Source organism: Parafrankia irregularis, from assembly GCF_001536285.1.
In the GTDB taxonomy this organism is placed as follows: domain Bacteria; phylum Actinomycetota; class Actinomycetes; order Frankiales; family Frankiaceae; genus Parafrankia; species Parafrankia irregularis.
On the sequence record NZ_FAOZ01000007.1, the window covers coordinates 53,686 to 71,566 of the forward strand.

The 17,881-nt window shown below is 72.2% G+C and carries 14 protein-coding genes; 9 read left to right on the forward strand and 5 right to left on the reverse strand.

Features of this window, described 5'->3' with window-relative positions; genetic code table 11:
- Nucleotides 1–125 precede the first annotated feature (125 nt).
- Nucleotides 126–2,825, forward strand: coding sequence for a sensor histidine kinase (locus tag AWX74_RS13230; protein ID WP_091275915.1), 2,700 nt, complete (start codon nucleotides 126–128; stop codon nucleotides 2,823–2,825).
- Nucleotides 2,826–2,890: 65 nt separating this feature from the next.
- On the opposite strand, the gene AWX74_RS13235 is transcribed toward AWX74_RS13230, so the two are convergent.
- The 3 genes from AWX74_RS13235 to AWX74_RS13245 form a co-directional block, all read right to left on the reverse strand.
- The gene (locus AWX74_RS13235; protein ID WP_091275918.1) at nucleotides 2,891–4,072 is read right to left on the reverse strand and encodes an amidohydrolase family protein; all 1,182 of its coding nucleotides are present in this window, start codon (nucleotides 4,070–4,072) and stop codon (nucleotides 2,891–2,893) included.
- 820 nt (nucleotides 4,073–4,892) lie between these two features.
- Nucleotides 4,893–5,936, reverse strand: coding sequence for a HEAT repeat domain-containing protein (locus AWX74_RS13240; protein ID WP_242666213.1), 1,044 nt, complete (start codon nucleotides 5,934–5,936; stop codon nucleotides 4,893–4,895).
- Nucleotides 5,937–5,944: 8 nt separating this feature from the next.
- Complete coding sequence (locus AWX74_RS13245) at nucleotides 5,945–6,685, reverse strand: HEAT repeat domain-containing protein (protein WP_091275924.1); 741 nt, start codon at nucleotides 6,683–6,685, stop codon at nucleotides 5,945–5,947.
- Between the two features lie 214 nt (nucleotides 6,686–6,899).
- Between AWX74_RS13245 and AWX74_RS13250 the strand changes: the two genes are divergently transcribed.
- The gene (locus AWX74_RS13250) at nucleotides 6,900–7,664 is read left to right on the forward strand and encodes a thioesterase II family protein (protein ID WP_242666240.1); all 765 of its coding nucleotides are present in this window, start codon (nucleotides 6,900–6,902) and stop codon (nucleotides 7,662–7,664) included.
- Nucleotides 7,665–7,721: 57 nt separating this feature from the next.
- Here AWX74_RS13250 and AWX74_RS13255 read toward each other — a convergent pair whose 3' ends face one another.
- Complete coding sequence (locus AWX74_RS13255; RefSeq protein ID WP_091275927.1) at nucleotides 7,722–10,079, reverse strand: NAD-binding protein; 2,358 nt, start codon at nucleotides 10,077–10,079, stop codon at nucleotides 7,722–7,724.
- Nucleotides 10,080–10,206: 127 nt separating this feature from the next.
- Here AWX74_RS13255 and AWX74_RS13260 point away from each other — a divergent pair, with 127 nt between their 5' ends.
- The 7 genes from AWX74_RS13260 to AWX74_RS13295 all read left to right on the forward strand — a co-directional run bounded on the left by AWX74_RS13260 (nucleotide 10,207) and on the right by AWX74_RS13295 (nucleotide 15,707).
- Nucleotides 10,207–11,130, forward strand: coding sequence for an oxygenase MpaB family protein (locus AWX74_RS13260; protein WP_091275930.1), 924 nt, complete (start codon nucleotides 10,207–10,209; stop codon nucleotides 11,128–11,130).
- A gap of 195 nt (nucleotides 11,131–11,325) precedes the next feature.
- Entirely contained in the window at nucleotides 11,326–11,577 is a 252-nt protein-coding gene (locus AWX74_RS13265) for a hypothetical protein (protein WP_091275934.1), read from the forward strand.
- 238 nt (nucleotides 11,578–11,815) lie between these two features.
- On the forward strand, nucleotides 11,816–12,253 hold the full coding sequence (locus AWX74_RS13270) for an SsgA family sporulation/cell division regulator (protein WP_054570297.1): 438 nt from the start codon (nucleotides 11,816–11,818) through the stop codon (nucleotides 12,251–12,253).
- Nucleotides 12,254–13,597: 1,344 nt separating this feature from the next.
- Complete coding sequence (locus AWX74_RS13280; protein WP_165615595.1) at nucleotides 13,598–13,999, forward strand: hypothetical protein; 402 nt, start codon at nucleotides 13,598–13,600, stop codon at nucleotides 13,997–13,999.
- Nucleotides 14,000–14,286: 287 nt separating this feature from the next.
- Nucleotides 14,287–14,778 carry a DUF2975 domain-containing protein gene (locus tag AWX74_RS13285; protein WP_091275945.1) on the forward strand — a complete coding sequence of 164 codons (492 nt, stop codon included), beginning with the start codon at nucleotides 14,287–14,289 and terminating at the stop codon, nucleotides 14,776–14,778.
- The gene (locus AWX74_RS13290) at nucleotides 14,778–15,062 is read left to right on the forward strand and encodes a helix-turn-helix domain-containing protein (protein ID WP_226930910.1); all 285 of its coding nucleotides are present in this window, start codon (nucleotides 14,778–14,780) and stop codon (nucleotides 15,060–15,062) included. Before AWX74_RS13285 ends, AWX74_RS13290 begins: the two co-directional genes overlap by 1 nt.
- Nucleotides 15,063–15,125: 63 nt before the next feature.
- Nucleotides 15,126–15,707: a hypothetical protein gene (locus AWX74_RS13295; RefSeq protein WP_091276749.1), complete on the forward strand. Its 582-nt coding sequence runs from the start codon at nucleotides 15,126–15,128 to the stop codon at nucleotides 15,705–15,707.
- 337 nt (nucleotides 15,708–16,044) lie between these two features.
- Here the strand turns inward: AWX74_RS13295 and AWX74_RS13300 are convergent, their stop codons facing one another.
- Nucleotides 16,045–17,796, reverse strand: coding sequence for a sensor histidine kinase (locus AWX74_RS13300; protein WP_165615627.1), 1,752 nt, complete (start codon nucleotides 17,794–17,796; stop codon nucleotides 16,045–16,047).
- Nucleotides 17,797–17,881 lie beyond the last annotated feature (85 nt).

Genomic DNA, 17,881 nt, shown 5'->3' on the forward strand with positions numbered 1-17,881 from the left:
GCTGATCCGTCCGGCGCTGTGAGCGTAGGCGAGAGTGACCGTCAGGTCACTGCCCGGCGCCACCACTGCACGGCGGGAGGTGACACATCCGGAATGCCGGCCGGCCGACATGGCAGGCTGGAATCATGAGAGCACGCTACGGGGGCGTGGCTGACGGCCGGCATCCACTCGGCCCGGAGGCCGTCGACCGGCGCGCCGAGTCGTCGGGCTGCCTGCCGGTGCCGCGCCGGCGGGTGCTGGGGCAAGGCCTCGCGGGCCGTTCGGGCGCCATCGGGCGCCGGGTGCCGGAGGATCGGCTGCCCGGAGATCGGGTGCCAGGTGATCAGCCGCTCGCGTCGTCGTCACGGGCGGGCCAGGCTCTCGAACGATCGGTGCTCTGGGCGCTCGCGGTCCTGCGGATGGCCACCTGCGCCATCACCCTGATCTACGTCGTGCTGTGGTGGGACTGGTATCGCGACAAACCGGTCGCGCTGGGATTCGTCGCGTTCACGGCCGCGTGGGGTGCCTTCCTCGTGGTCCGGATCTACCGCCACGGAGCCGGGGCGCGGCTCGTGCTCGGCACCGTCGCGCTGGCCGTGGTGGCGGCGGCGCTGAGCCCGCACTGCCTGCCGCCCGAGTCGGTCGGTGACACCGGGAGCTGGGTGACGCTCAGCGTGCTGCACGGTGGCCTCACCGCGGCGTGGGTGCTGCCGCGGCGTGGCTTCGCGGTCGCCGAGGCCGCGCTGCTGGCCGCCGTCGCGATCGGCGGTCACCAGGGCCGTCCACAGGTTTTCACGGCGGTGGTGCTGACCCTGGTGGTGCCGGTCCTGTTCGCGTTGGCCACAAGGCGGCTGCGGGCCACCGCCCGCCGGGCCGACGACCGTCTCACCTCGGCGATGCTCGGGCATCGGGCCCGGGTGCTCGTGCTCACCCTGGACCGTGACCGCCGTGAGCGGCAGCGGGTCCTTCACGACACGGTCCTGAACACGCTGACCGGGCTGGCCTGGGGCGGCGGTGAGGACCTGGTGCTCGCGCGGCGGCGCTGCGCGGCGGGCGCGGACGCCATCCGGCAGCTGCTCGCCCATGACATCGGCCCGCCGGCGGTCGGGTTGGACGCCGCCCTGACCGCGGCGGTGACGCAGGCTCGTGAACGTGGTCTTGTCGTGCACCTTCAGGGGATCGCGCCCCTCACTGACCCACCGGCCACGGTCGCAGCGGGCGGCACGACGATCGCCGCGGGCGGCACGGCGATCGTCGCTGGTGACACGGGGACCGCTGCGGGTGACACGGCGACCAGCACGGCGACCGGCGACCCGCCGGCCGCCGTGGTCGCCGCGCTGACGGGAGCCACCGGTGAGGCCCTGGCCAACGTGGAGCGGCACGCCGGCACCGGTGAGGCCTGGGTCCGGCTGGAGCGGGCATCGGGGCAGCTGACGGTCCGGGTCCATGATCACGGTGGCGGGTTCCAGCCCGGCCGGTCCGCCCCCGACCGCCTGGGCGTGTGCCAGTCGGTGCTCGCCCGGGTCCGTGACGCGGGTGGCCTGGCGTCGGTCGACTCGGCGCCCGGCCGCGGGACCGTCGTCACGATGCGCTGGCCGGAGATCGCCCGGCCCCCGACGGAGCGGGCATCCGCTGACCGTGCCGCCCGGGACCGGGCGGTCCGCGGCGGAGCGGACCGGGACCGGGCCGATCGCGGGATTCGCACCGGAGCGGAGCTGGCACGGGAGGAGACCGCGGAGGATCTTCGCCGCGACTATGCCGCCGGCCTGCGGGTCGCTGTCGCGGGGGCGGCCCTGACCTGGCAGATCCTCATGGTGGTGCCGCTGCTGGTCACCCTCGGCCGGGTCCGCTCGCCGTTGGCTGCGGTGGGGGTGTGGTGCGCGCTCGGTGCCGCGACGGTCCTCCTCGCGGCTGTGGTGCGGCGTCGGCCGCTGTCGGCCGCGGATGCCGCGGGCGTGACCATACTGACCGTCGGCGCGGTGCTGACCAGCGTCAACGTCGACAACGCCGATCTGCTGCGGATCACGAACTGGCCCGTCATCGTCGTCGCGCTGCTGCTGGCCTTCGTGACCGCGTCCCGCCCGCCCGTGCAGGCGGTCGCCGCCGCCGGGGTGGGCCTCGCCGCGATCGTGGTGACCGTGATCGTCCGTCAGGCGACGGATCCGCTGACCCTCTCGCGGCTGCTGGCACTGGTCTACGGAATCGTCGGGCTTCAGCTCCTCGTCGCGATCATCGGCTCGCTGTTGCGGCGGACGGCCGACACGACCGCGCGGGCCACCCGCGCCGAGGCCGAGACGCACGCCGGGCAGGACTCCGACGCGATGATCCGCCGTGAGCGGGCCCGGTGGCTCGGGGCCATCCGCGACGACGTGCTGCCCATGCTCGACACCCTGGCCGCGGGCGACGCCGATCCGCGGGACCAGGGCTGGCGCTGGCTCTGCGCCCGGCAGGCGGCCGGCATCCGGCGCAAGCTCGCCCAGGAGGACCAGAGCGCGACTCTTGCCTCCCTGGCCGCCGACATCGAGGCCGTCGTCGCCGCTGCCGAAGGCCGTGGGCTGACGGTCGAGGTCCAGATCGCCACCGAAGTGGGCCAGGTGGGCTTCCCCGTCCCGCTCGACCTGCGCGCGGGACTGGTCGACCTGCTCGACCGGACGCTCGCGATGCTGCCGGAGAGCAGGGCGCTGCTCACCATGTGGAGCGACGCCGGTGGTGGCAGCGTGTTCGTCTCCGCCGCCTGGCCCGGGGACCGGGCGCCACCCACCCTGACCGGCGCCGTGGCCGCCCTGGTCGACGTCGACGACGGACGTCTCACCGTGGAGCTGCGCTGGGAGAACCGGGAAGACTGACCCGGCCGGCGCCCGCGGCGGCGCTCACTCCCCGAAGCGTTCACCCGGCGGTGCTCACCCCCCGGTCAGGGCAGGCGCGCGGCCCGGGCGGGGAACAGGCGCAGCGCGTTGCCACGGGCGATCGCCGCCCGGGTCCGTCCGTCCAATGCGGGGTCGGAGCGCAGGGCCGCGATCCCGTCGCCGAGGGTGGCGGCGGGGACCATGTTGTAGTCGGAGCCGAACAGGATCCGGTCCGCGCCGGCGGCAGCGAGCAGGCTCGGTGTCGAATAGGGGGACATCGGGCCGGCGGTGTCGTACCAGAACCTGCGCAGGGCGGAGCGGATGGTTCCCGGGTCCGCCCCGTAGCCGAGCGCGCGGCCGAGTGCGAGACGCCCGGCCAGGTAGGGGAAGACGCCGCCGCCGTGGGCGAGGATCCACTCGATGCGCGGGTGGCGGTCGAGGGCGCCGGAGACGACGAGCTGGATGGCCGCGCGCGCGGTGTCCGCCGCGTAGTCCACCAGGAAGGCGGGCACGGCGATCGGTGTGGCTCCGGGCAGGTCGTACGGATGGACCAGCACCACCGCGGACCGCTCGTCCAACGCGGCCAGCACCGGTTCCCAGGCGGGATCGCCCAGGTAGCGGGTGCCGGCGTGGGTGGTCAGCAGCACCCCGTCGGCGCCGAGGTCGTCGTAGGCCCGGTTGATCTCGCTGACGGCGTCCGCCGCGTCCAGCAACGGGATCGTGGCGAGCCAGCCGAACCGCTGCGGATGCCCGTGCGCGATTTCGCTCAGGCTGTTGTTGACGACGGTGCTCAGCTCGACGGCGAGCGCCGGCGTGGGGGTGAACGCCGCGGGCACGGCGGCGGAGAGCAGCGCGAGCTGGATTCCATGGCCGTCCAGGGTGCTCAGTGTCGTCTCGACGTCCCACCGGGTGGGCAGGAAGCCGCCGGAGGCGGGAATCACGCCGTGACCGACCAGCCAGTCACGGACCGCCGTCGGCATCATCGCGTGATGGTGGACGTCGATGAGCGGGGGAAGACCCGCTGCCGACCGGCCGACAGGAACCGGGCCGCCGGCCGGTTCGGTCGCCGCCGCGGCGGGGGCGGCGGTCGCGGCCACCACGGCTGCGCTGGAGAGGACCCCGGTCGCGGCCAGGAGCAGACCACGTCGGGATGCACCGGCAGACGAGCCGACGGGACCCTGGCTGTCGGAAGCCGGGCTGTCGGGGGTCGGTACGCCGCGGGTGAGCAGTGGCTGGTGGTCGGTCATGGCGAGGTCCTCTCCGCGGGAACGCAGGTGGATGGATGGGCTGGACCGGGTAGGCGGCGCCTGGCGGCGCCGGGCCGTAGGGAAGCCGCGGCGGCGAGGGCCCGTTGGTGTTCGGGAAATTCGACGCGTCGGAACCGTCGCTCCTGACGGTGCAGAAGAGTTTGGTAACGGGCACCGGGAGATGCCGGACAGTTATTCCGGTGATGGATGGAAACGCGTCACCGCACCCGGCCGTCCCGATCCCGTAGAAATGCGGAAATGCGGCCGTGGAAGCCTGGTCTGATCCGTTCGCGGATTCAACGTCGCCGAATGTCCGGAAGGGTGGAGCCGAGAAAACGCGTCAAGGCGAGCTGACTGTCAGCGGATATCGGGCGGCCAGCTGGGCGCCGGCTCTCCGGCTTCGCCGTGGCGTGCGGCAGGCACGCGTCGTTCCCCGCCAACCGGTCAGACTGGCCCGGATCTGCGCAGGCCAGAGCCACTATGGCCGGGTGGGATGACGGGTGCGGGAACTGTGTGGACCCCGCCCGGGACCGCCGGAAGACGTCTTCGCCGGCAAGTGCCGGCGGACGCCCGGCCGCTGATTGTTCGCACGTTACCCCCCGGTGCGGCGTGAGTGGCCACCGTGCAGGAATGCGGTGGCCGACCCGGTCGGCGGCTGGGCCTGCTGATTGCGGCGCCATCACCCGCCGCTGTGATTCTAGAACCGTCCCGGGAGTTGTGGAAGTATTGCGCGAAAGTTTTTTGGGTTGAGGAGTGGATTTCCTGTGCGCGCACGTGGCTCGGGCGCTGGATCGGCGAGATTTCGGCTGGGATTTTCCGGTCAGGTGTCGGGATTTCCGGGCGGGCTGTCCCCGCGCGTTCGGTCCTCGGGGGTCCGCGCCTCGAGAACTCCGACGAAGGCCGAGGCGACGAGGGCGACGGCAGGGTCGTTGTCGTGGGCCAGCTGGCGCAGGATCTCCCGCACGGCCGCTCCCGGTAGCTCGACCAGGGCCTGGGCCAGGCGTATCCGGACCGCGGACTCCGCGGTGTGCGCGGCGAGCTCGTCGGCCAGGGCCGTGATGATCCGGCCCGCGCACTCGGGATCCCGGGCCAGTGTTCCCAGGGCCTCCGCTGCGTCGACGTCGTAGGAGCCCTCGACCACCATGCCGACGAGGGTCGGCACGGTCGCGGTCACACCACGCCGGCCCAACGCCAGAGCGGCGTGCCCGCGCACCGTCGGGTCGGGGTCCTCGAGGGCGTCCGTGAGCGCCGCGGTCACACCCGGGGCCTCGGACATCCCGGCGATCGCTCGCACGGCGCGCCGCCGGATGTCGACGTCCTCCGAGCGCACGCCGGCGGCCAGTGCCGTCACGCCGTCGCCGCCCGACCGGGCGAGCGCCCAGCGCAGCGCGCCCGCCACGTTGGGGTCGGACTCGGCCAGCACCGCACCGGCCAGCAGCTCGGCGGCCACCGGCACACTCTCCGGCCGGGCCAGGACGGCCTGCTGCCTGCGCGCGGCACTGGTCGAGGCAAGCTCCTGCATGAGCTCGACGATGCGCAGGACGTCCCGCCAGCCGGTGGGTGCCGACGCGTCGATGGTGCGGAGCCGCCCGAGTAGCTCCTGTTCCCGCTCCAGGCGGTCTTCCGCCCACCGGACGAGGTCACTGACCAGGGCGGAGGGCGTGAAGGACGGGTCCTCCAGCGCACGTCCGACCTGCCTGAGCGAAAGTCCGAGGGACCGCAGGCTCTCCACGTGGAAGATCCTGCGGATGTCCTCGTCGGAATAGTCGCGATAGCCGCCGACCGTGCGGCCGCTCGGTCGCACCAGCCCGAGGGCGTCGTAGTGCCGAAGCATCCGGGTGCTCACCCCCGAATGACGGGCCACGTCCCCGATCAGCAATCCGCGGCCCCCGTGGCTCCCGCCCCCTCGGCGGCCTTCGTGCCGGCGGTGGCAGCGGCTCCTTCGGGGCCGAGCGCGACCACGCGCTTCGCCTCGTCGATGGCCGCGTCGAATGCGGTCTCCGGGGCGCGCAGAAGAACCCCGGTGGCGCGGGCGTGCGCCGCCGCGGCCGGGTCGGGGCCGGCGGCGGCCTTCTCCAGAGCCGGCTCGATCACGTCGCCGAGCTCGACGAGCGCCCGGCTCAGGCTCCGCCGCAGGTCGCGGCCGCCGCGGCCGAGCTCCGTGATCAGTTCGTCGACCAGGCCGCTCCTGCTGTCCGCGGGAGCGAGGGCGACCGCGACGCGCCACGCGGTCCGCGCGACCTCGTCATCGGCATCGTGCAGCAACGCGGCTGTGATCCAGGCCCACGCACTCCTGTCGCCGATCTTGCTGAGCGTGTGCAACGCCTGGCTGCGGGCCGCGGGGCGCTCGGAGCCGAGTTCCCGGCGGAGCCGGGGCAGCGTGGCCTCCGGCGGCAGGCGGGTCAGCGCCCAGGACAGCATGTCTCGCACAAAGAAGTCGGGCTCGACCGCGCACCGCTCGACGAGCGTCTCCAGAACGCCGGGGTCGGGATCAGAGCCGGCCGCCAGGGCCGCCTGAAGCCGGACCGACGAGTCCCGGGCGCCCAGCGCGTCGGCCACCCGGGTGCTTCGCGGGGTTCCGTCTGTCGCGTTGATCGGGACCACCTCCTGCACCCAGTGGACACCTTGACATGGTGTCAAGGTCAAGCTCGTGACCGGCGAACTGCGGTGTGTGCATACCGGCCCCGTCGCACCCGCGCCGCGGCGGCAACGTGAGGTAACCGGCACTCGCGGCGGGATGACTGGTCGAAGGTGCCTGGTGAGTGGTCTGATGACGAAGGCGCCAGGCTGACCCGCCTTGTCGCTGTTTGTCTCCGTCCAGATGGTGGTGACCTTGACCGGCGACGTGGATCGGTGGATCCGGCGGTTCAACCGAGGTAACGAGTCCGGCCCACGGCTGGTCTGCTTCCCCCACGCGGGCGGCGCCTCGACCTACTTCCATCCGCTGTCGGTGGCCCTCGCCGACGTCGCCCAGGTCGTCGCCGTGCAGTACCCGGGCCGGCAGGACCGGCTCGGTGAGCCGCCGCTGACGAGCATCGCCGCGCTCGCGGACGAGGTCGTCGCCAGGGTGGCGCAGCTCGACGACCGTCCGACAGCCTTCCTCGGGCACAGCATGGGATCCATCGTGGCGTTCGAGGTGACCCGGCGGCTGGAGGCCGACCCCGCGGCGCCGAAGCCGCTGATCCTGTTCCCCTCCGCGCGGCCGGCGCCGTCCAGGGGGCGTCCTGGCAGCGTCCACCTCGGCGGCGACGAGGCCGTCATCGGCTCGATCGCGGCGCTGGGGGGCACCGACCCCCGTCTGCTGGGCGATCCGGAGCTCCTCGCGCTCATCCTGCCGGCGACCCGTGCGGACTACCGGGCCATCGAGACCTACCACCCCGAACCGGGCGCGACGGTCAGCGTGCCGATGTGGGTGACGATCGGCGCCAGCGATCCGGCGGTGACCGAGGACGAGGCGCTGGCCTGGCGGGAGCACACCACCGGCGACTTCGACCTGCTCGTTCTCCCGGGTGGGCACTTCTACCTCACCGAGCAGATCGAGGTCGTCGCCGATCGGATCCGCACGGGACTGCTCGGCGTCACCGCATCCTGAGCGGCATCGAGTCGTCCTGAACCTCACCGCATCCTGAACGTCGCCGTGTCCTGATCGTCACGGCTGCGCCGGGGTGTGGCCGGCGAGCTGGTTGCGCCGGACCATGCCGATGATCCTGGTCACCGGGCCGACGACGAGCAGCTCGTCGCCGGGCTGCAGGCGGGTGTGCCGCCCGGGGCGGTAGTCCGCCGTCGGGCCGGGGCCGCCATCCGCCGAGCCGGCGGCACCGGCCACGCCCGCGGTGCCGGATGAGCCGACGGCGCCCGCGCTGCCCGCGGTGTCCGTTGTGCCTGCTGCCGTGCCCTGGGCCTCGTCCTGGGGGCCCTCGCTGCTCTGGCACCGGGTCACCGCCAGGACCCGGGTGCCGGTGGCCAGCTCCGCGAGGGCCGGGCCGACCAGGCCGCCGCCGGCCCGGATCGTCAGGCGGGCCACCAGGAACGGCGTCCCCTCCACGTAGAACGCGCTGATCACCTCGTGGCCCATGGCCGCGGCGAGGAAGTGCGGGGCGGCCAGCGCCGTCGCGCTGCGGGCCGTGTGGATACCGAACCGGCGCTCGACCTCGTCGGCCATCGTGGCGTCGAAGACCCGCATGACGATGCGCAGCTGGGCACCGGATCCCGCCACCTCGCCGCCGGCGTCGCCGGCGTCGCCGGCGTCGCCTGTGGTACCTGGGATGTCCGCGGTACCTGGGACGGCTGTGGTACCCGGGACGGCCGCGGTGCCGGGGTCGCCTGCGGTGCCGTCGGCGTCGCCGGTGCCGTCGGCGTCGCCGGTGGCGCCGGTGGCGCCGGCCGTGCCGTTCATCCGCAGTGCCAGCCTTCTGCGGCCCTCCGTGCGCCTGGTACGGCGGCCCGGTCGCGGCCGGTGCGCACTGGCCCGGGTCTCCCGGGCGGACAGCACTGTCTCGAGGTTGGCGTGCCCGTCGCTCGTCATCGCCGCGATGGTGGCCGCGTGCGCGACGCCCGCCTCGAGCAGCGTCGAGCGCACCGTCGCATCCCCGACCACCACCGGGACCCCGCGTTCCCGCGCGACCGGCAGATAGCGGTTGTTCACATCCCGCTCGATGACGACGATCTGCTCGCCGGCACGCAGCAGCCCCTCCATCGTCGCCAGCCCGACCGAGCCGAGACCGCAGAGGATCACATGCTTGCGGACGGTGCTGGCCTGCCCGAGCCCGAACGACCGTTCCAGGCGGCGGCTGATGATGACGTTGGTGATGAAGGCGTAGACCACGGCGACGGACAGCGCCCCGAACAGCATCAGACAGACCCCGTAGGCCTGCAGCCAGGCGTCGGCCGCGCCGAAGTTGTAGTCCCCGAAGCCGACCGTCACCATTGTCTCGACGGTGAGGTAGAGCGCGTCGAGAGCGTCGAAGCTCTCCGGCGCGGCCGGGTTGTTGTCCTGGTACGTCAGGGTCAGCACGACGGTGCTCACCACCATCACAGTGGTGACGACGGCCAGCGCCCGGCGGAACGGCCGGTCGAGCTCGGCGCGCACGGTCGCGAACAGCTCGCGCAGCCGGCGCAGCCGTACCCGCCCGGCCCGGCGCAGCCGGGCCGCCCGCAGCCCCGACCACAACCCCGCGGGCGCTTCCACGGACGTCCCACCCGCTGCCGCGGCGGCGGCGCCGACGGGGGAGATGGTGGGCGTGGCGGCCGTGGAGGGCCGGCCGTCGGCGGTGAAGGAGGCGAACACGCGGGCGTCGTGCACGTCGTCCACCGCCAGGCCGCCGGCGCGCAGCTCGGCGAGCCGGCCCATGACGACGAGACGGTCCCCGGGTGCCACGATGACGTCCCGGGGCGGGCACAGCTCGGCCAGCCGCTCACCGGCCCGGCGCAGCGCGACGGGCGTCAGGTCGCCGTAGAGGGCGCGGAAGGGCGCCTCGGTGGGAGCCTCCTCGTCCACCACCGCGAAGATCTCCCCGGCTCCGGCTCCGGTGCCGTCGGCTGGTGCGTCCAGGGTGAAGGCGTGGATCACCGTGGACCGCACGCACGCCTCGACGAAGCCCGGCCCGGCCAGGTCGCCGACGCTGCGGACCCGGACCTGGGCGAAGGCGTCCTGCAGCTGCTCACCGAGCCCGACGTTGCTGATGCTGGCGACGATCCTGGTCCGCGGCGCGCTGTCGGCGGCGACGAGACAGATCTGCAGGTTCTCCAGATCCCGGTCGTGGCAGGTGATCAGCGCCAGCGCGGTGCCGAGCCCGGCGTCGTGCAGCGACTCCGACAGCCGGCCGCTTTCGGGGACCAGCGTGACGCCCATCCGCTCCAGCCGCCGGCGCAGCCCAGGCGCTTCGTGGTCGTCGACGACGACCGCCCGCACGCCGGCGGCGTCGAGCTGCTCGACGATGCTCAGCCCAAGGTCGTTGAGCCCACACACGATGACGTGGTCGGCGTGCGCCGATCCGGTGGCCCCCATACCCGTCACTGAAGCATGCTGCCGCGGCCGGCCTGACATCCGCCGTCGGGAAGGCGGCGGCAGCCGGCGGGTTGAGCGGTTCCACACGGTTGGTCCCGCCTGGCTTGCCGGGGCGCATGATGGACGGGTGGCGCCACTTAGGTCGCGGATCGGCACCGAATCCCTGCGCACCCGCGTGGCGGGCGAGGTCTTCAGCCGGGTCGCCGGCACCCGCGGCCCCGCGCGGCGGGAACGGATCCTGCGCGCCGAGGGGGAACGCTGGTTCGGTGAGGACCGCCCGATCCGGCGGGTACACGGCGACACGGCGATGTTCGTGGGCGGGCTGCGCGCCCTGCTGCTGCAGTCTCTGCACCCACTGGCCATGGCGGGCGTGGCGGACCACTCCGACTATCGGCAGGATCCCTGGGGCCGACTGCAGCGGACCAGTTACTTCCTGGCCGTCACGACGTTCGGCTCGGCGCAGGATGCCGAGAAGGCCGTCGCCGCGGTGCAGGCGGTCCACCGGCGGGTCCACGGCACCGCGCCGGACGGCCGGCCCTACTCGGCGGCCGACCCGCATCTGCTGCGCTGGGTGCACGTGGCCGAGATCGACAGCTTCCTCACCGCCCACCAGCGGTACGGGGCCGCGCCACTGAGCCCGGCGGAGTGCGACGACTACGTCCTGGACGCCAGTCTCGTCGCGAGCAGGCTCGGCGTGCCCGACCCGCCGCGCACCCGCGCGGAGCTGGCCCACCAGCTCGCCGGCTTCCGGGACGAGCTGGAGGGGACCCCCGAGGCCCGCGCGGCGGCCCGCTATCTGCTGTTGCGCGCCCCGCTGCCGGCGGTGGCCCGGGTGCCCTACGGTGCGCTCGTCGGCGCGGCGGTGGGGCTGATGCCGCGGTGGACCCGCTGGCCGCTGCGGCTGCCCTACCTACCCGTCACCGAGGCGACCTGGGGGCGCCTCGCCGGCAGGGGAGTCGTCTCGACGATCCGCTGGGCGACAGCCGCACGTGGCACGACGGCTGGCGAGTCGGCTGGCGGGGCAGCTGGCGAGGCGGAGCCGGCAGCCTGACATCCTCATCGGTGGGCAGGCGCGTCCCCCTCACGGACGCGCCTGCCCCCCGGACCTGGCGGGCCGTCCTCGGCGGGCAGCCACACCCGTGCCAGGACGTCCTCCTGAGAAGTACGCCGGGCTCCCGCCACACCCGCGACGATCTTTCCGGGCCTGCTCGGATAGGCGCATGATGGGCTGGGTAGGTGATCGACCATGCTGAACTGGCTGCGGCGGCAGGCATCTGGCAGGCGTGCGGGCGAGCGGGTGGACAGCTCGGCGTGGAATCCGTCCGGGTGGTGGTGGTGCATGCAGCACCAGCGGGCGGAGAACCCGCCGGACGCCCCCGGGCACCGGCGCCTCGGCCCGTACCCGACCGCGGCGGCGGCCGAGAACTGGCGGGACGAGCTCGACCGCCGCAATGAGGACTGGGATGAGGAGAACCGCCGCTGGGCCGGCGACGACTGAGCCCCGCGGTGGCGGCCCGGCCGCAGGCGACGGCAGCCAGGCGGTAGGTCACGCGGTGGCCCGGCCGTGGTGGGGCGGGGCGGGCGGCCTGACGGCGGCGTCCCGCCAGGTCGGGTCGTTCGTACTTCACCCCGGCGACAAAGGCCGGATGATGCCGGCCGCCCTGGATGACACCGTTCTGTAACGACAGAGTCGTGTGTCTTCACACAACGCCAGCCGCCAGGGGTGGGAGGGCCTGATGAGCCGCCGTCCGATCGTGTCAGACGCCGTGACCTGGGAGTTCAACGCCACGTACCTGGCCGAGAGCGGTGAGCGGGTACCGCTGCCGACAAGCCTGCGCTACGACCCGACAGATCCGATCGCGATCACCATGAGCATGTGGGTCACCGACCAGCGGGCCGTCGTGTGGACGTTCGCCCGTCGGCTCTTCGTCGACGGCTCCCGCCGCTGCGCGGGCCTGGGCGACGTCCGGGTCCGGCCGATGGTGCGGGACCGCCGCCGGGTGCTGCTCGTCGAGCTTTCCAGCCCCGGCGGGCACGCGCTGATCGAGCTTCCCGCCAACCGGGTGAACGACTTCGTCAACCACACCTACGACCTGCTGCCCGTCTCGGCGGAGGACGCGGTGATCGAGCACGACCTGGAGCTGCGCGTCCTGCGTGGCCGCAGCCGCAGCTGACCCGCGGCGGCTGATCTACCCGCCGGCAACCGGACGTCCGGGCCTTGTCTGGACGGACATCTGGGGCACAGAGGTCCGGCGCCGGCAGCGTGTCGGCGCCGATGTTCGGCGGATCTGCATGTTTGATGCCGGTGTCGCCGAGGCTGTTTCCTGGGTGACAGGGCATGCGGTGGAGGTGGTCGCCAGCGACCGTCTGCAGAGTCGTGGTGTTGGCGCGCGGGGTCTGGGTGAGGGTGAGGGCGCCGTCGGGGTAGATGCGCGGCTGGACGTGCACGAGGACGTCGGCGGCGGCGCGGGCGAGGATGGGGCCTGGTCGACGGGGAGGGCGTCGCGGACCGTGCGCTGCAGGAGCTGATGTACGCGGCCGGTGCGGGTGGGGATGTGGTCGGCGAAGCTGAGGCGGCGCAGGGCCCCGAGTGCGTCGCGGGCGTCGTCGGCGGGAGGCGGCGGCCTGATCTCGTCGACGCCCGTGCAGGTCGCGGTACCGGCGAGCCCCTGGTGCAGCAGCTCGGTCCCCGCGGTGCGCACACCGGTACACACCGATCATCGACCCACCGCCCACGCGACCGAACTGAACATGCAATCCTGAGCAGCTCTTCCTCGATTCCCCACGCGCCCGCCGCGCTCGCCTCGCGGTCAACGCCGCCCTCACTGGTGCCATCTCGTCCTCGACACCCTCTTCGGCTCCGAGGCCCCTGGCACAAAGAACCCCCGGCCATCACACTCCGCGGCGCTCCCGGTCAGAAAGGCGGCTCGTCGCTGTAACGACTGGCTCCAGGGTCCTCGACGGCACGCCGGTAACCAGAGCCGGGTGTCGGCAGCGGCGGTGTGATGGGTTCGGTGTCGATCGCGTCGTTCCACAGCTGTCGGGCGACTCGAGGCCGGTTTCATCGTCGTCCCTGTCCGGGAAGCGGTACTCGCCCAGGTTTCGGCCCGCCAGGTCGGCGAGCGCAGCGACGACGACGTTCACCCACCGCGGCGGCACGGCCCTACCCGGGAGCATCGGGCGGAATCGTCTCCCGACTCGCCGTGCCTGCCTGGCCGGGGTCGTCCTCCAGCCGCTCGCAGATCTGCCGCAGCGTGGCGCGGCCGGACGTCTCGGAACAGGAAGAGCAACTTCCCGGCGAAATAGTGGCGGGGCCCTTGAGAAAATTCCTTCTCAGGGGGCATCCGGCGGTTTCCGGTACCCGCAACCATCTGACCTCAACCAGAGATCGGAAAATTATCCGAGCAGTTTCGGCTCTAGGCCGTCTTCGTCTCCTCTAGTGTTTTTGCTTGACTCGTATGGGAACACTATATGCAGCCCTGATCATGCGGATCCGCCAAGCGGTGAAGGGGATGGTAATGGCTGTAAAGAAGAGGTCTGCGCGTACGTTGGCTGTGGCGGCGGTTTCCGCTTCGGCATTTTTTGGTTCCGCGATGGTTGCGCAAGACCAGGCGATGGCCGCGCCAAGATCGAAAATTGTATGCGGGTGCTTCCCCGTCACCCAACCCGCTGGTGGCGGCGCGAGCAAGAACACGAACATCAACATCAACATCAACCAGAACCCGCCCAAGCCGAAGCCGGATCCGAACAAGCCGGATCCGAACAAGCCGGATCCGACCAAGACGGATCCGACCAAGACGGATCCGACCAAGACGGATCCGACCAAGACGGATCCGACCAAGACGGATCCGACCAAGACGGATCCGACCAAGACGGATCCGACCAAGCCGAAGCAGCTGGCTCCTGGCGAGACGGGATGACCTCGGCTCTCCCCCGGTGGCACTGGAGGGCCTGCCAGAAAGACTTGGTCAGGCGTTGATCGGCTGGTTGCGGGCGAGAGAAGCAGGCTCCAGTGGAAGATTGATGATCTGACTCGCGGGCACGCACACGTGCAGCGATTCCGCAACTCGTCGCTGCGTGGATGCCGTACGTGCCCCCCAGCGGAGGTCGGCGTCCGCGGATGACGAAGCACCCGTTCAGGCAGGTGCGACAGTCGCCTATCGATATTCGATAGAATACTATCGTAGCTCGATAGGAAGGCTGGGCCATGGGAAAGCTGACCGTTCGCGCGCTGCGTGCCGTGCTCGTGATCGTGCTCGCCGGAACCGTGTTCGTGCAGGCGGGGCTGCTGTGGGCGTTGGTCGGCGGGAGCGACCCTGAGGTCGGGTCGCTCCCGCTGGCCCCGCTGCGCGTGATCACGATCCTGGGCATGGTGTCGGTCCAGGTCGTCCTGGTCTGCGTGGGGCGGCTGGTGACGATGGTGCGCCGCGGGACCGTGTTCTCCCACGCCGCCTTCAGGTACGTGGACGGCGTGATCGCCGCGATCGTGGCAGCTGCCCTCCTGTGGTTCGTGGTCACGGGCCTCAACGCGCCGGGCCAGCGGGACGATCCAGGCGTCACCGTCATCATGGGCGGGGTCGGCCTGGCCATCCTGGGAGTCGCGCTCATCGTGCTCGTGCTGCGGATGCTGCTTGCTCAGGCCGTCGCGCGTGACGTCGAGGCGTCGCGGCTGCAGGCCGAGCTGGACACGGTGATCTGATGCCGATCGCCGTCGACATCGACGTGATGCTGGCCAGGCGGAAGATGTCCGTGGGCGAGCTCGCGGACCGCGTCGGGATCACTCCCGCCAACCTGGCGGTACTCAAGAACGGCCGCGCCAGGGCGGTGCGCTTCGCGACCCTCGCGGCGCTCTGCGAGGCGCTCGACTGCCAGCCGGGTGACCTGCTGCGCTGGGAGCCTGAGGACGCCCCGGGCGGATGTAGGACGCGCGACTTGGATGGCAAGCCTGAGCTGCGCACTGCTGCAACCGCGCCGGAGTCCTGATCCACCCACTGCACATCTGGCCCGTCCGAGGTCGCTGTGGCCGTTCCCGCGCATGGTGGCACCATGACCGCCATGCGTCTGGGCACCGCCGATCATCTCGGCTGGGCTGTGGCCGTCACGGCGACGGAGGACCATCAGGTCGTGGACCGCCGGCGGATCGAGCTGATCGAACCAGGCCTGCCGGTGGCGCCGATCCACCACTGCGGTGGTCCGCACCAGCTCCATCGGTCGGGGGAGCCGCTGCGCGACGCCGAACTCGCGGCCCTGGTGGCCGAGGTCCGAGCCTCGGCGCTCCGGGCCGCTTCGGCGGCCTTGGACGAGCTGGTCGCGGCGTTGCCCGCACCGATCGTCTCGCTCTCGCTGCGGACCTGGCCGGCCAGCTTCCCGGCCGACATCGCCGTGCAACGACGCGTCCCGTACGAGAGCCGTGCCGACGCCGTCATGTACCGACAGGTGCTCGCCGACGTGGCGCGAAACCGCGGCTGGGTGATCCATTCCTATGACCCGAGGACCGTTGAGGCTGAAGCGGTCCGTGGGCTGGGCGAGCGCACGGATGAGGTGCTGCGCGGACCACGGGCAACGCTGGGGCCACCCTGGGGGAAGGATCACCGAGTCGCCTTCGCGGCAACGATCGTGGCCGCGTGATCTCATCTGTGGTCTGAGGCTCCGTTGGCTCCGGGCGATGCCGGCGGAGCCTGCGATTCTGGCGAACTCGGCGGGAATGTGGGTTTACCCCGCGTGCGGCGACCCACCGGGGATTCCGCGCCGCCGCACGGCGCCGGCCATTCTTGCCAATAGGGGCGAATAGGGCACAGTACCGATTGGCAAACCGCAAGAAGTAAGGATTTCGGTCGCTGTAGCAGCCAAAATCCTCAATTCTTGCTCGGGAGCAGTGGTGGCGGCGGACGCCCGAAGCTTGGGAGTCTGGGGCGACGAAAATCCTCAACACTTCGGATGGCTGCGCCCAGGGCCGTGCGCGACGTCACAGAGGCGCGGTCCAGCGTAGGTGGGTTCCGCCGCCGGGCGGGGTCGAGAGGGAGAAGCTGCCGCCGACGATCTCCGCCCGGGTGCGCAGGTTGTCGAGGCCGCTGCGGCGGGTCGAGCTGCCGAGGCCGACGCCGTCGTCGATCGCGTCGAGGGTCACGCTGTCGCCCTGCACGGCGAGTCGCAGCTCGGCGGCGCCGGCGCGGGCGTGGCGGGCGGTGTTGGTCAGGGCCTCCCGGGCGGCGGCGATGAGATGGTCGGTGAGGCGGTCGTCCACCAGCGACTCCAGAGGGCCGGTCAGCGTGATCGTCGGGGTGAAGCCGAGCGCCGGCCGGATGTCGTCGCAGATCTCCTCCAGCGCGCCGCGCAGCCGGGCGACCCTTGTCGGGTGAGCGCTGCGGAGCTCGAAGATCGTGCGCCGGATGTCCTTGATGGTGGCGTCGATGTCCTCGATGTAGCTGGTGATGCGGTCGGAGTTGGACGGGTTCTCGTACTGCGCGAGGTCCTGCATGCCGAGCGCGACGGCGAACAGCCGCTGGATGACATGGTCGTGCAGGTCGCGCGCGATGCGTCCGCGGTCGGCGAGGACGAGCAGGCGTTCCTGGTCGGCCTTGGCGTGGCCGAGCTCGAGGGCGATCGCGATGTGGCCGGCGAAGCTGGTGGCCAGGGTGAGATCGGTGTCGGTGAAGGCCGGCGCGCCATGGTCACGCCCGACGAGCAGGGCTCCGTCGCACTGGTCGAGGCCGGCGACGAGCGGGACGACCATCAGCGGCCCGGTACCTGCGGTGCGTTCGTCGGGAAGGGCGTCGAGCTGGGCGTTGTCGACCCGTAGTGCCTGGCGCTCGGTGAGGACCCGGCCGGTCAGGGTGTGCTCCAGCGGGATGCGCCGACCCGCCCGGCCGGCGACGCCGCCACCGCCACCGCCACCGCCACCGGTGCCGCCACCGGTGCCGTTGCCGGCCCCGGAACCGGCCGCTCCGGGTGCACCGGCGGCGGCGACGGCGATGCGGGCGTGGTCGTCCGGGCCGTTCTCGGCGCGCAGCGCCAGCGCGACGAACGAGGCGTCGGCGACTTCGAGCACACGCTGGGCCAGCGCGTCGAGCGCGTCGTCGGCCCCGGCCATGAACAGCCTGGTGATCTCGGCCGAGGCGGTCATCCACAGATGCCGCTGCTGCGATTCGTGGTAGAGCCGGGCGTTCTCGATGGCCACCCCGGCGTTGGCCGCCAGGGCGAGGGCGAGCTCCTCGTCCTCGGCGGTGAACGGCATGCCGTCGTGCTTGTCGGTCAGATACAGGTTCCCGAACACGGCGCCGCGCACCATGATCGGGACACCGAGGAACGTCCGCATCGGTGGGTGGCCCGGCGGGAAGCCGTAGGCGCTGGGGTCCTCGGCGATGTCGTCGACGCGCCGCGGCCGCTGGTCGTCGATCAGCAGCCCGAGGATGCCCTGCCCGGTGGGCAGGTACCGGATCCGGGCGACCTCGGCGTCGGTCATGCCCGCGTGGACGAACTCCTCCAGCGTGCGGTCGGGAGCGATCACACCGAGGGCACCGTAGCGGGCCCCGAGCAGGTCCGTCGCGGCCTCGACGATGTGCCGGAGCAGCACCGGAAGCCGCAGGTCCGTGGCGATGAGCCGGTTCGCCTGCAGCAGGCCGCGCAGCCGGCTCTGGGTCGCCAGGACGTCCTGGGCCCGCTCGACGAGCTGGGTCAGCAGGTCGTCGAGCTCGAGCCGGGCAACCGTCGGAAACATCAGGCCGTCGCCGGGTCCGCCGGTCATGGCGACCGCGACGGGCGCGACGGGCGCCACTGGTGGCATTTGCCCGGCCTGCGGCAGC